This window comes from Gemmiger formicilis (assembly GCF_016900095.1).
GTDB lineage: Bacteria > Bacillota > Clostridia > Oscillospirales > Ruminococcaceae > Gemmiger > Gemmiger formicilis_A.
On sequence record NZ_JACJJP010000008.1, the window covers coordinates 38,839 to 52,021 of the forward strand.

Genomic DNA, 13,183 nt, shown 5'->3' on the forward strand with positions numbered 1-13,183 from the left:
CGTAGGGGGGTTCGATTATTTCTGGACCAGGTGAATGGCAAAGCCGGCGATCTCGTCCGCCATGTAGATGGCAGTGGTCTTGCCGTTCTTGACGTTCTTGGAGTCCATATCAAACTTGACGCCGCGCAGGCCCAGGTGGTAGATGGCACGATCCACATTGTTGGTCTTGATGGCAATGTGGCCATGGGTGCCGCGGCCCGGCTTCTTCATGACTTCGATGGCCTTGTTGCCCACGAAGATGCTGGAGTTGCCCGGCTTAACAACCATGCTCAGCATGGTGCCCAGAGCCTCAGCGGTCTTGGCGGCTTCGGCGTCGTCGGCGCAGTTGATGCCGATGTGGCCCAGTTCCAGGCCCAGCATGACATCGACGGCTTCCTTGCACATGGCGGTGATTTCGTCCCAGGCGCCGGCCTTGATCTTGTCGCTCTTGCACATCCAGGTGCCGCCCACAGCGAAGATCTGGTCGTTGGCCAGGTACTCGTTGACGTTCTTGGCGTTGATGCCGCCGGTGCACATCCACTTGGCAGTCTTCAGGGCGCCGCCGATGTTCTTCAGCATGTTGACGCCGCCGTTGGCTTCGGCCGGGAAGAACTTGATGGCTTCGCAGCCCAGGTTCATGGCCTGCTGCATCTCACCGGGGGTGGAGGTACCGGGCATCATCAGGCCGCCCTTTTCCATGACGTGCTTGGTGACGTTGGGATCAAAGCCGGGGGCAACGATGAAGGAGGCGCCCGCAGCCATGGCGCGGTCAGCCTGATCTTCGGTCAGGACAGTGCCGGCGCCCAGCAGCATTTCAGGCACTTCGTCATGGATCTTCTTGATGCACTCTTCGGCGCAGGCGGTACGGAAGGTGACTTCCGCGGCGGGCAGGCCGCCGGCCACCAGGGCCTTGCACAGAGGCACGGCCTCGTCCACACTGTTGAAAGCAATAACAGGGATAATACCGATTTCGTAAACGCGCTGTACTACCGGATTCATAGCACATTTCTCCTTCGCATGAAATTTCCTGAGGTTTTTACCGTACCAAATTTGCGTTCGTGTGGTTCCATATATCGGAACGTCGTTCCGCAATTTGCTGATTTTATTATACAAACTCCCTTTCCCCGCGTCAATCGGGCAAAATTGCCAGTCGTTCGCCGTTGGATTTTGTGGTTTTTGCACGCGTTCCATCATTCGGCATGCCTCTTGCGAAATCGGCTCTTTCCTGCTATACTTAGTTCCGTATTGTGGAACCAGAGGAGATTTTCTCCGTCTTCCGGAACGGCAACTTTAAAATTATGAACATTTTGTAAATTTCCATACAGGAGGCCCCTTGGATGGCACAAACACCCGAAAAAGAAGCTGACCGCGGCGGCGTGCAGAGCGTTTCGCGCATTTTTGAACTGATTGAGGTACTGGCGGCCCACCCCGCCGGCGCCGGGCTGCAGAACCTGGCCAACGAAGCCCATCTGGCCAAAAGCACCGCCCACCGGCTGTTGGGCAGTCTGGTCAGCCTGGGCTATGCGGTGCAGGACGCCCAGACCGGCAAATACCGCCTGACCTTGAAAATGTTTGAGATTTCCTCCGGCATTGTCAACAGTATGGACATTATGAGCGTGGCCAAACTGCATCTGGAACGTCTTTCCCAGCGCACGGCCGAAGCCGTCCACCTGGTCATCCGCGACGGGGCGGATGTGGTCTACATTTATAAAACCGAAAGCGGCCCCATGCGGATGTCCAGCCGGGTGGGCCTGCGCAGCCCGCTGTACTGCACCGGGGTGGGCAAGGCCATTCTGGCCACCCTGCCCGACGCGGAGGTGGAACAGATCTGGCACCACAGCCGGCTGCAGAAGCTGACCGGCCGCACCGTCACCGATCTGGACCAGCTGCGCTCCCAGCTGCAGACGGTGCGCAACTGCGGGTACGCCATCGACGACGAGGAGAACGAGCTGGGCATCCGGTGTGTGGCCCTGGCCATTCCGGGGCCGGGAGGCCGGGCGGACAGTGCTTTCTCCATCAGCGGTCTGGCGCCTTACATGACGGCAGAGCGCATCCGCCGCATCAGCACCCTGGCCCTGGAGACCCGGGCCGACATTCTGCATGACCTAGGTCTTGTGAGCCAAACCTGACAGGTGGACAAACCCTGGGCCGCCTTGTATAATGAAGCCGGCATGCCCGAAAAAAACGGGCCATGTTTACCTTTATTTCATATTATGTATTTATAATAGTAGGGAAGGACCTGCCATGAATCTGATCTTCAGCGCCTTTGCCGCCATGGACGGTTTCCGGGAAAACGCCGATGCCAACCGCGGCCGGGAGGTATACTACCGCTGCATTGTGGTGACACTGGTCAGCGCCAAGCAGCAGAATCCCGATTGCGAGGTGGCGCTGGTCACCAATGACCCGCTGCCTGCCCCCTTCGACAAGCAGCTGGCCCGGGCCGGTGTCAGCATCCACATCTGCCCCTTCGACCGGTTCCGCTTTGCCGCCGATCTGCCCTGGTCGCTGGCCTTCTACAAGCTGTGCGCCATGGACTGGGTGCTGAAGAACCTGACCTTCGATCACTGTGTCCTGCTGGACACCGACACCTACACCCAGTATCCCTTCACCGATCTGTGGCGGGAAGCCAACGAGGCCGTGCTGCTGTACCAGGTTCCCCATCCGGCCAGCCAGCCCATGGCGGCGGCCATCAGCGGCTGCTGCGACGCGCTGGACCCCGACGGAGCGCCCCATGTGCTGACCCATTTCGGCGGTGAGCTGATTGCCGGCAGCGCCCCACGGCTGCGGAACTTTATGGAACTGTGCCGCACCGTCTATGAGGAGATGCAGGCCCGCAGCGTACTGCCCCAGGACGGGGACGAGGTGATTCTCTGCATTGCGGCCTGGCGGGCCCTGCGCAGCGGCCATCCGGTGCGGGCCGCCAACGCCTATATCTGGCGGTACTGGCTGGGCGCGCGGCACTATTTTGTTTCCACCAACTACTGTCTGGTGCCTATCTGTGTGCTGCACCTGCCGGGCAGCGGCAAGGACCGGCAGCTGAAACTGCTGTACCGGCACTATACCAAGCGCGGGTGCTTTCCCGACCGCAAGGCGGTGTGGCGGCTGTGCGGACTGCCGACGGCCCATCCCCCGCTGTTCCGTACCCTGTGGGTACGGCTGCAGGCGGCATTGCCGGACTGATTTTTCTTGAATACCGAAAGGACCTTTTTTCTATGGCTGATCTGCCCAAGAATCCCCGCGGCCGGCTCTCGGTGGACCGGAGCAAGCTGCACCACGCGCGGCGCAAGCGCCCACCCGAGACCGACCAGCTGACCCCCATGATGCGCGCCATCAAGGCGGTGCACAGCGTGACATCCTCCGGTTCCACCAACCCCGACGACCTGGAACGTCAGCGCGCCGGGCAGGAGCTGTTCGGACGCCTGGTCAGCCCCACCCTGGGGCTGCGCAACGACCCGCTGACCGTCCGCGGCGGCCCGGTGCCGGTGCCGGCGGAATGGGTGAGCATCGAGGCCGGACACGACCGCCGTCATGTGGTGCTGTACTGCCACGGCGGCGGTTACACCTGCGGCCAGTTGGGCTATGCCCGGGTGCTGGCCAGCAAACTGGCCTTGGCCGCCGGCTGCGATGTGCTCTCCTTTGAATACCGGCTTTCCCCCGAGCATCCCTACCCCGCCGCCCTGACCGACGCCGTGGCCGTGTGGGACCACCTGGCCTATATGGGATATGGTGCCCGGGACATCATTGTGGCCGGGGATTCCGCCGGGGGCAATCTGGCCCTGGAACTGGCCCTGCGCCTGAAAGAACAGGGGCGCCGCCAGCCCCGGGCCCTGATTCTCATGAGCCCCTGGACCGATCTGACTGCCTCCGGTGCCAGCTACACCGAGCGGGCATCCCTGGACCCCATGCTGACCATGCAGTATATCGAATCGGTGCGCGCCGCCTATTGCAGCACCCGCACCGATTTTGCTTCGCCATGCTTCTCGCCGCTGTTTGCCGATCTGCGCGGCCTGCCTCCCACCCTGATTCAGGTGGGCACCAACGAGATTCTGTACTCCGATTCGGAGCAGCTGCACCGCAAGATGCAGGAGCAAAACGTTTTCAGCACGCTGGAAGTGTATGAAGACTGCTGGCATGTGTTCCAGCAGATGCCCATCCGCAGCGCCGCCCAGGCCATGGACAGCGTGGGACGGTTTATCCAACGGCAGCTTTGACCGCAGAAAGGGGGCTTTGCCGTGCCGGAAAACTGGTATAAAGTGGACAATGTGGCCAAGCTGTTTTTGGCCACCATGAACCGGCGTGACCCGCGGGTGTTCCGCATCAGCTGCACCTTGAAGGAGGAAGTGGACCCGGACCTGCTGGCCCGGGCCCTGGACCGCACCGCCCGGGAACTGCCGAATTTTCAAGTCACCCTGCACCGGGGGCTTTTCTGGCATTATTTTGAAGCCACCGACAAGCTGCCGGTCCCCGAGCCGGAAAACAAGCAGCCCTGTTCGGCGCTGTACGGTCCGGACCAAAAAAACGCCCTGCTGTACCGGGTCAGCTACTACGGTGCCCGCATCAATGTGGAGATGCTGCACGCCCTGACCGATGGCAACGGCGGTCTGGTGTTTCTCAAATGCCTGGTGCACAACTATCTGCAGCTGCAGCACCCCGACGCTCTGGCCGGGGTAGCCCGGGACGAGGGTGCTTCTGCCGCCGACATGGAACAGAATGCCTATTCCAAGTTCTATGCGGCCCGCCGGGCTTCCAAATCCGCGCCCGACCCGGCCGCCAAACGCCGGGTATGCCGTCTGCACGGGCGGCGTTTGCCCCTGGACCAGACCCAATTTTTTGAGGCCCACCTGTCCGCTTCCCAGGTGCTGGCCAAATCCCGGGCGCTGGGGGTGAGCATGACCAGCTACCTGGCCGCTGCCCAGATGCTGGCTGCCTGGCGGGAGATGCCCTCCATGGAGCGGGGGCACGCCCTGGCTGTGGGTCTGCCGGTGAACCTGCGCAACTATTTTCCTTCCGACACCGCCCGCAACTTTTTCAACACCGTACGGGTGGCCCATATCTTTACCGGGGAGGAAACTCTGGACGAGCTGGCCAGAGAGTTTGACGCCAAATTGCGGGACGCCCTTTCGGAGGACCGCATCAAGGCGCAGATGGATGGATTTGAACGGTTTGAGCGCATTCCCGGTGTGCGGCCTGTCCCCCTCTTCTTCAAGAACTGGGTGGTGGGGCTGTGTAACTGGGTGGAAGCCCGCAAGGTGACCCTGACCATTTCCAACATGGGTCGGGTTTCTGTGCCCGAAGCCGTGCGCCCATACATCCGGGGATTTGCCGCCTATTGCAGCACCCCCTCCCTGTTTACCACCGTCTGTTCCTACGGGGACGACCTGGTGCTGGGAACCACCTCGGCGTACCGCAGCACCAACGTTCTGAAAAACTTCTACCGCAGTCTGGCCGATTCCGGACTGTCCATCACCCTGTATGCGAGCGAGGTGCAAAGTCTATGAAAACCTGCCCACATTGCCATATCCAGGTGGGCAGCGGTTCCTACTGCCCCCTCTGCCAAAGCCCTTTGTCCGGCCCTGATGAACCGGATATCCCCTACTTTCCCCCGGCTCCGCCGCCGGGACGGCGCACCCCGCTGTTTTTCAAGCTGGCTGCCTTTTTCCTGCTGGCCGGGGTGGTGGTGTGCGCCGCCATCGACTTCCTTTTACAGGAAGACTGGCATCTGCACTGGAGTCTGGTGGTGGCGGCCTGCGTGGCCGCTGCCCTGTTGCTGCTGCGTGCCCTGATGCTGGGCAGCCACAATGCCCCCAAGCTGCTGTTCCAGATTCTGGTGGGGGCTTCCCTGCTGGTATGGTTCTGTGACTGGTTCCTGGATTGGGGCAATGTTTCCATTGATCTGGTCATTCCCATCCTGTGTACCGCCACATTGGTGCTGAATTTCCTGTTTGGCTTCATCAACCGGAAATTCACTGAAAACGGCCTGATTTATCTTTTGCTGAACATCGGGGTGGGCGTGGTGCCTTATGTTGTGCTGACCATCCGTCATACCCGCGCCGCCCTGCCCTGGGTCATCTGCCTGATTGTCAGCGTCATCACCTTTCTGGGGCTGGTCATCTTCAAAGGGCGGGCTCTCTGGTCGGAGTTTGCCAAGCGGCTGCACATGTAAAGAGTTTCTCATCAAAAAGCGCCTCTCTTTCCTGCCCGAAAGAGAGGCGTTTTTTATTCTTCGGTGAGGAGTCTGCGCAAGGTGGAATTGCTTACAAACAACACCGCGGGAATGACCGTCAGTATTCCACCCGCCAGAGATACCGGCACCACGCCGAAAATGTCGCCCAGAAACCCGTATGCCACCATGGAAAAGGCGGTGGTGCCCACGCAGGCCGCATTGAACAGGGCCAGGATCCGGCCATGGTAGGCAGGCTCGATGGCCTCCATCAAGGCCGGATACATGAACGTATTGGCCACCATGTTGCAGAAGGAGAATCCTGTGTACAGAGCGGTGCAAACCCGGAACCCGGATGTAACCATGGCCCCGATATACAGCAGATTGTATCCCACATTGGCCAGTGCCAACACATGCCAGCGGCGGCGGCGCGGAATGGGCACCAGGGTCATCAGTACGGTGGCGGCCAGCATGGCGGCACTTTCCGCCCCCAGAAACAGTCCGTACTGGGGAATGTCCATGCCCTTCTCCAGGCACCAGGCATACACGATGCCGGTAAATCCGCCGCAGGTCAGGTTGACGGTGGCGCCCACAAGCATCATGGTAGTCAGTCCACGGTGATGCTTCAGGTAGTCAAATCCGTCGGCAAAATCCCGGAGAAAGCTGTGGGATTCCGAGGCACGGGGCACGTCGGGCACCTGGATGAACCACTCCGTGACAGAGGAGAAAAGAAAAGTGGCCCCGTTGAACAGAATAATGCCCGGCACCCCGAACAGCACCACCAGAAAGCCACCCGCCGCGTTGCCGATCATCTGGATGGTAGACTGGGTGCTGTGCATCAGGGCAGAGGCCCGCATCAGGTTATTTTGCTCCACCAGCTGGGGCAGCAGAGAGTTCATGGCCGGATACAGCACTGCGCTGCACACAGAACTGATGGCCGCCACCAGCAGCACCTGCCAGACCTGCATTTTGCCGGCAAGTGCCAGTGCTCCCAGCGCCAGCATGGTCACACCGCAGACGGCATCGCTGCCGGCGGCCAGGTTACGGCGGTTGAAGCGGTCGGCCAGCACCCCGCCCAGAGGCTGCAGCAGCATGTTGCCGAAATAGCTGATAGCGGTGGTCATGCTCATCCAGGCGGCGGAATCGGTTTTGTCGTACACCCAGATGCCGATGGCAATGGCATACAACACGCTGCCGATTTTGGATTCCGCCATGCCCTGCCAGACCAGGAACAGATTTCGATTGAACCGGCGGCGGGGTGCCGTTTCAGTGTTTGCCATCATCTTCCTTTACCTCCCCTGCCCTGTAGGAAATCATGTCGAACCGGATGGGCGCCGTGCCGGGGCGCGGCTGGCTGTGCTTTTGCAGGTAATCGCCGATCATGTCCCGCAGTTCCAGGGCTTCCTGCCGGGTCAGATGGATGACACCGTTGGTCTCCATCAAACCCCAGGCATCATTCCAGTCCTGGCTGGGGCTCTGCTGCCAGTCTTTCATCATCTTCAGGACGCCTTCCCGAACCTGGCGGGCATTTTCTTCCAGCAGAAGCCGGGTGGGGTCCCACAGACCGGTGTTGCAAACATCCAGCGAGATGCATTTGTCGGTCAGGCGGTAGTAGGTAGCCAGAATGCCGTGGACCAGCTCCTGATGGTCCTTTTCCACCACCCCGATGGATTCCAGCTTCAGCATATGGTGCCGGGCAGAGCTGGGAGCAATGCCCAGCTCGTCGGCCAGCCGCTTGGAGGTCACCGGCTCGGCCAGAATCATCATTTTTTCCAGCATGCGCTGGCGCAGCGGGTGCATGAAAATGGCCACATCTTTTTCGTCGCTCAAAATCAGCATATCATCCCGGAACCGGGGCTTAAAGACCTTGTCCGTATCCTTGGGCTCTGTGGGAGGGTTGGAACGGTCCGCAGCGTCCACTGCACCGACCGCATCCCTGTTTGCGTTTGCATCGGTGGGCACCGGCACGGCTGCCGGCTGTTTGCCCCCACCGCGGGAAGTCTTTTTCTTCGTCTCTGTCTGTTTCATGACCCCATCCCCTTTCATTACACAAACTATATCATTACAATTATTGTGATGTCAAGAAGAAAATGGCATTTTCTGCCTTGTCCCTGCCAACTTTTTCGCCATTTTTTCCTTACGTGCTTCGGCCACGGCCGTTTTGGGGAGGGCTGCAAAAAAAGTTTATACTTTTTTGAGAAAAAGGCTTGACAAATTCCTGTACGCATGGTATAGTAATTAAGCTATCTCGAAAGAGACGCAACCAAATATCGCGGGGTAGAGCAGATGGTAGCTCGTCGGGCTCATAACCCGGAGGTCGCAGGTTCAAGTCCTGTCCCCGCAACCACATTGATTGGCCGATTTTACTGTCGGCCAATTTTTTATTGCTGTATCGTCAAAATACGACGTTTTGGAGCCTGCTGAGTGCAGGCTTTTTCCATTACTGTCGCCACCGCTGTCAGGCGGTTTTGGCAGGGATTTCCGTCTATAGAAGGCCGTCAGGCTCCCCTCTTCTGGGAGTTTGGCGGCCTTTTTCGGTTTTAGGCGAAAAAATCGCCGCAGAAGTATGGAAAATTTTCCGGCAGGATTTTGTTGGTTCTGCCGGTTTTCTGATTGCGATAGTGATAACAGCAATTTCATATACGTCTTTATTTATGGCCTGGTATCCGGCATCAGCTGGAGACTGGGCCTTTTGTTTGCTTACCCTGCTACCCGGCTGAGAAAAGCAGCCTTGTAGATAGATTCAACCTTATCCAAAACACGGAAAGCGAGGACACCCAATGATTCTTGGTATCGACCACGGCTATTACGCCATCAAAACACGAAACTGTTCCTTCCCGGCTGGCATTACACCTTTCGGTGACCGTGAACCCTACACCCGCCAGAATGTGCTTACGTTCGGCGGGTGTTTTTTTGTTTGCGGCAGCGGGCGGCAGCCGATCCAGCGGGACAAGACCGCCAACGACAACTACTACCTGCTGACGCTGGCGGCCATCGCCAAAGAGATCGAGGCCCGCGGCGCACCGCGGGAATGCAGCGTGACCATCGCGGCAGGACTGCCGCTGACCAGCTACGGCCGCGAGAAGCCTGCCTTCCGCAAGTACCTGCTGCGCAATGCGGGTCAGCCGACGGAATTCGCTTACGAGGGCAAGAAGTACCACATCACGATCGAGGACGTGCTGCTGTTTCCCCAGGGATTCACCGCGCTCATGACCCAGCCTGACCTGCTGGTGGACGAACCCTCTATGCTGCTGCTCGATATCGGCGGATGGACGGTCGATCTTATGCGCATCGACAACGGACGCCCGATCATCGACACCTGCCACAGCCTTGAGTTCGGCATGATCCGCTGCATTGACGATGTGCGGGAGCGAGTGCGGCAGAACACCGGGCTGTCCCTGACCGACGCCCAGATTGAGCAGGTGCTGGCCGGCCGCCCGTGCAGTTTAGACGAAACGGTGCGCAGCCTGATCCGTGAGCAGGGGCGGCTCTACACCGAGCGGCTGCTCTCGGCCGTACTGGAAGCGGGGTTTGATTACCATGCACTGCCGGTCGTCATGATGGGTGGCGGCGCGTCAGTGGTAAGCCGCCACATCCGCCCCAGTGACGGCCTGTGTCGCACCGTGACGCTGCTGGACGACCGTGTCAACGCGCAAGGCTACGAGCGCGCCGTGGCCGCGCTTTGGGGCGATGACGCGCAGGGGTGAACCGCCCGCAGTTCGTATTCCGCCCCAATCTGCGCGACCCGGCCCAGCGCCGTGCCTGGCAGCTGCTGCAGGGACAGCCGGCCGGGGAGCGCAGCGCCTATCTGGCTGCCTGCATCCTCAAGGCCAGTGACCAGGCTGCCGCACAAAAAGAGCTGCGTGCCATGCTGCGGGAAGAACTCGGCAAAATCCAAGTCACAGCTGCGCCTGCGGAACCGAAGCCGAAGAAGGCGGTGCCAAAATCAACGCTGGACTTTTTCTCTGCCTTGCAGGAGGACGCGCCCGAATAGATGCCCCCCACATTGCTGCGAAACACAAAATACAGCCAAAGTCCCACAGTTTGCCTTTGGCTGACACAAAGGAGATGAACCGAATTGGCTGTATTTCGAGTAGAACGAACGAGCGACTACACCGTTATGAGCAACTACCACCTGCGGGACAAGCGGCTCAGCCTGAAGGCCAAGGGGTTGTTGTCGCAGATGCTCTCACTGCCGGAGGATTGGGATTACACGCTGGCCGGCCTGTGTTACATCAACCGGGAGAGCAAGGATGCCATCCGCACCGCAATCCGCGAGCTGGAGCAGGCCGGTTACATACGCCGCCGTCAAACCATCGACAGCGGTGGCAAGTTCGCGGGCAACGAGTACACGATCTACGAACGACCGCAGGAACCGTTGCCGGGCGAACCGTCATCGGAAAAACCGTCGTCGGGAAATCCGACAACGGGAAAACCGATGCCGGAAAATCCCACACAACAAAATATAGAGAAACAAAATACAGATCAATCAAATACCGATTCGATTCTTTTCCGGGGATCGGCGGACAAGCCCCCGGAAGCGAAGCGAACCGAAGGAAGTTCGGCAGAGCAGATGGCGGAATACCGGGATCTAATCCGCGACAACATCCAGTACCCGCTGCTGGTGGCCCAGGACCCTGACGACGCTGACCTGATTGATGAGATCGTCGAGCTCATGACCGAGACCGTCTGTGCCCGCCGCAAGACCACCCGCGTCTGCGGGGCTGACTTCCCGGCCGAGGTAGTCAAATCGCAGCTGCTCAAGCTGGATGCCGAGCACATTCGCTTTGTGCTCCAATGCCTGCATGAGAATACCAGCAAGATCAAAAACATCAAGCAATACCTGCTGGCGACACTGTACAATGCGCCGCTGACCATCAACAGCTACTACAGCGCGCTGGTCAGCCATGACCTGGCCGAACCGGCTGGCAAAGCAGCAAAGGAGGTGGTGCCTATGATTGCCGAATAAGCTGTCCGCGGTATTTTCGCTCTTGATGGTATTGCTTTCGTTTGCACAATCATTGCATTCGTTCTTTGTTGGGTTTGGGTATAGCTATTAGACCGTCTTTGGAGTATGCTTGCATTGCAAGCAAAAACAAACGCAGATATGGCAGAAAGGAGTAACAATGGAAACCAAAGGCGTGACCTGCAAGATTCCCCTCGATTTGCACAATCGAATCACCGAGGAAATCCGGCAGAGCGAAAGCACGATGAGTAAATTCATCGAACAGATTATCTTGGAGCACTACGCGAAAGGAGCAATCACAATGGGTAAAACACGGACAATGGCCTTCCAGGTCAGCGAGGAACTCTTCCAGCAGATCAAGGAGTATCTGGCGCGCTACGAGCAGACCTATCACCGCAAACTCACTCAGAAGGAGTTCGTCATCGGCCTGATCGAGCAGGCGCTTGAGGAAGCGGACGAGGAATTCGAGGCGGCGGAGGCCGCCGAGGCCGAGGATGCGGCAGAGGACGCCGAAATCAACGATGATGTGGCTGAAATCGAAGATAACGGCCTGGAAGGTGAGGTGACCGGCGAGGATGAAGAGACCGAAGATGCGTAGCCGGATGACACGCCGGAAGAAGCTGAGGAAGCAGAGGACGCGACAGAAACCTGTGAGGATGACAATGCCGACGACGGATCTGCCGTCGATGCTGATGCCGAATCGTCGGCGCGACCGCAATGGGAATGAAATCCGCCCCGGCATGAGACTGACCGCCCACGGCTGCACAATGTACATCCTCACGGTGCCCACGCTGTACGCGGTGCTCGATCGGGGCTCGCGGAAAGCCACCCTGCGCTATGCGGCCGATTGCATCCGCACCGACAACGGCGATATCCAGCCGCTGGAATCACTGATCCTGGAAAACTGGGAGATACAGAAATAGTCCAACACCTTGCGGCCCGCAGCCAGACTGTGGGCCTTTTTCATTTGGGAGGTATGTAGAAAGACCATTCGTTTTATTGACATGTTCGCCGGCAACGGCGTGACGGTCACTGTGGTGGAAGCCATCGGCCGCAGGCTGGCGGCGGTGGATGCCGAACTGAACGGAGGTACGGCCCCTGCCCCTTGACTTCCGTGACCAGAAATTTGGCTGCGAGATCGAGATGACCGGCATCACCCGGCAGCAGGCCGCTGGTGCGGTGGCTGCGCTGTTTGGTACAACGGCGCGCCAGACGCATGAATCCCGCGTTTATGACCCCTGGGAAGTTGTTGACAATGAAGGCAAGAAATGGCGCTTTGTCTATGACAGCAGCATCCAGGCAACGCAGCGCGTTGGCCGGCGGCAGGAACCGGCCCGCGATTCGGCCTATAAGGTAGAGCTGAACTCGCCGGTGCTGGAATATGCCGAGATGGGCAAATTGCAGGAGGTTGTGCGGGCACTGCGCCATGCCGGGGCAGTGGTCAACCCCAGCTGCGGGCTGCACGTCCATGTGGATGCGGCGAATCATACGCCGCGCAGCCTGCGGAATCTGCTGTCCATCATGTACTCCAAAGAGGACCTGATCCTGAAAGCACTGGGGACCCAGCCGCGAAGGGTGCAGCAGTATTGCCACCTGTCACGGGAAAATGTGATGAAGGTGATCCGCAATATGCCACCGAGCCTTTCGATGGAGCAGTTGCGCCGCGCCTGGTACGAGGGCCGAGACGGTGCGCATGACCACTACAACTGGTCGAGGTACTATGCGCTGAATCTGCATTCGGTGTTTTACCACGGCACCGTGGAATGGCGCTGTTTTGAGAGTACACTCCACGCCGGGGAGGTCCGCGCCGACATCACGCTGGCGCTGGCCATGTCGGCCCAGGCCATCAACCTGCAAAAGACCGTGGCCCGCAAGACGCCGGTGGGGGATAACCCTGCATTCACATTCCGCACCTTCCTGCTCCGCCTTGGCCTGATCGGCCCCGAATACAAGAATGTGCGGATGCACCTGCTCAAGCGCCTGCCCGGCGACCCAGCCTGGCTGCGAGACCGAAACCAGTATGAAAGTTACCAGCGCCGCCATACCCGCGGCGATGCCCGATGAAGGAGGCGATGCTT

15 protein-coding genes and 1 tRNA gene are annotated in these 13,183 nt (G+C 59.3%); 12 read left to right on the forward strand and 4 right to left on the reverse strand.

All coding sequences use genetic code 11. The features are described from left to right. Positions 1–15: 15 nt before the first annotated feature. Positions 16–978, reverse strand: a complete 963-nt coding sequence (gene eda / locus H6B15_RS05465; RefSeq protein WP_204646914.1) for a bifunctional 4-hydroxy-2-oxoglutarate aldolase/2-dehydro-3-deoxy-phosphogluconate aldolase — start codon at positions 976–978, stop codon at positions 16–18. A gap of 338 nt (positions 979–1,316) precedes the next feature. On the opposite strand from eda, the gene H6B15_RS05470 reads away from it, so the two are divergent. The 5 genes from H6B15_RS05470 (at position 1,317) to H6B15_RS05490 (ending at position 6,142) form a co-directional block, all read left to right on the forward strand. Further along, entirely contained in the window at positions 1,317–2,108 is a 792-nt protein-coding gene (locus H6B15_RS05470) for an IclR family transcriptional regulator (protein ID WP_204646915.1), read from the forward strand. Positions 2,109–2,223: 115 nt separating this feature from the next. Then, positions 2,224–3,159 (forward strand): hypothetical protein, encoded by a 936-nt coding sequence (locus tag H6B15_RS05475; protein ID WP_204646916.1) that lies wholly within the window; start codon positions 2,224–2,226, stop codon positions 3,157–3,159. Between the two features lie 32 nt (positions 3,160–3,191). Continuing rightward, positions 3,192–4,190 (forward strand): alpha/beta fold hydrolase, encoded by a 999-nt coding sequence (locus H6B15_RS05480; RefSeq protein WP_204646917.1) that lies wholly within the window; start codon positions 3,192–3,194, stop codon positions 4,188–4,190. A gap of 21 nt (positions 4,191–4,211) precedes the next feature. Then, positions 4,212–5,477: a phthiocerol/phthiodiolone dimycocerosyl transferase family protein gene (locus H6B15_RS05485; protein ID WP_204646918.1), complete on the forward strand. Its 1,266-nt coding sequence runs from the start codon at positions 4,212–4,214 to the stop codon at positions 5,475–5,477. Beyond that, positions 5,474–6,142: a DUF6320 domain-containing protein gene (locus H6B15_RS05490; RefSeq protein ID WP_204646919.1), complete on the forward strand. Its 669-nt coding sequence runs from the start codon at positions 5,474–5,476 to the stop codon at positions 6,140–6,142. Before H6B15_RS05485 ends, H6B15_RS05490 begins: the two co-directional genes overlap by 4 nt. 53 nt (positions 6,143–6,195) lie before the next feature. Here H6B15_RS05490 and H6B15_RS05495 read toward each other — a convergent pair whose 3' ends face one another. Continuing rightward, on the reverse strand, positions 6,196–7,422 hold the full coding sequence (locus tag H6B15_RS05495) for an MFS transporter (RefSeq protein WP_204646920.1): 1,227 nt from the start codon (positions 7,420–7,422) through the stop codon (positions 6,196–6,198). Next, a complete protein-coding gene (locus H6B15_RS05500; protein WP_204646922.1) occupies positions 7,406–8,167 on the reverse strand; it encodes a winged helix-turn-helix domain-containing protein in 762 nt (253 codons plus the stop codon). Before H6B15_RS05500 ends, H6B15_RS05495 begins: the two co-directional genes overlap by 17 nt. A 243-nt stretch (positions 8,168–8,410) precedes the next feature. Between H6B15_RS05500 and H6B15_RS05505 the strand changes: the two genes are divergently transcribed. After that, positions 8,411–8,486, forward strand: a tRNA-Met gene (locus H6B15_RS05505). On the opposite strand, the gene H6B15_RS05510 is transcribed toward H6B15_RS05505, so the two are convergent. Next, on the reverse strand, positions 8,465–8,779 hold the full coding sequence (locus tag H6B15_RS05510) for a hypothetical protein (protein ID WP_204646923.1): 315 nt from the start codon (positions 8,777–8,779) through the stop codon (positions 8,465–8,467). The genes H6B15_RS05505 and H6B15_RS05510 overlap by 22 nt on opposite strands. A gap of 140 nt (positions 8,780–8,919) precedes the next feature. On the opposite strand from H6B15_RS05510, the gene H6B15_RS05515 reads away from it, so the two are divergent. From H6B15_RS05515 to H6B15_RS05540, 6 genes are all read left to right on the forward strand, one after another. Then, positions 8,920–9,846 (forward strand): ParM/StbA family protein, encoded by a 927-nt coding sequence (locus tag H6B15_RS05515; protein ID WP_204646924.1) that lies wholly within the window; start codon positions 8,920–8,922, stop codon positions 9,844–9,846. Further along, the gene (locus H6B15_RS05520) at positions 9,843–10,133 is read left to right on the forward strand and encodes a plasmid segregation centromere-binding protein ParR (RefSeq protein WP_204646925.1); all 291 of its coding nucleotides are present in this window, start codon (positions 9,843–9,845) and stop codon (positions 10,131–10,133) included. Before H6B15_RS05515 ends, H6B15_RS05520 begins: the two co-directional genes overlap by 4 nt. Before the next feature lie 84 nt (positions 10,134–10,217). Next, complete coding sequence (locus H6B15_RS05525) at positions 10,218–11,108, forward strand: DUF6017 domain-containing protein (RefSeq protein WP_204646926.1); 891 nt, start codon at positions 10,218–10,220, stop codon at positions 11,106–11,108. Positions 11,109–11,265: 157 nt separating this feature from the next. Then, positions 11,266–11,703: a translation initiation factor 2 gene (locus H6B15_RS05530; RefSeq protein WP_204646927.1), complete on the forward strand. Its 438-nt coding sequence runs from the start codon at positions 11,266–11,268 to the stop codon at positions 11,701–11,703. A gap of 64 nt (positions 11,704–11,767) precedes the next feature. Then, positions 11,768–12,028 (forward strand): hypothetical protein, encoded by a 261-nt coding sequence (locus H6B15_RS05535; RefSeq protein WP_204646928.1) that lies wholly within the window; start codon positions 11,768–11,770, stop codon positions 12,026–12,028. Between the two features lie 175 nt (positions 12,029–12,203). Continuing rightward, positions 12,204–13,169 carry an amidoligase family protein gene (locus H6B15_RS05540; RefSeq protein WP_204647035.1) on the forward strand — a complete coding sequence of 322 codons (966 nt, stop codon included), beginning with the start codon at positions 12,204–12,206 and terminating at the stop codon, positions 13,167–13,169. The last annotated feature ends 14 nt before the right edge of the window (positions 13,170–13,183 follow it).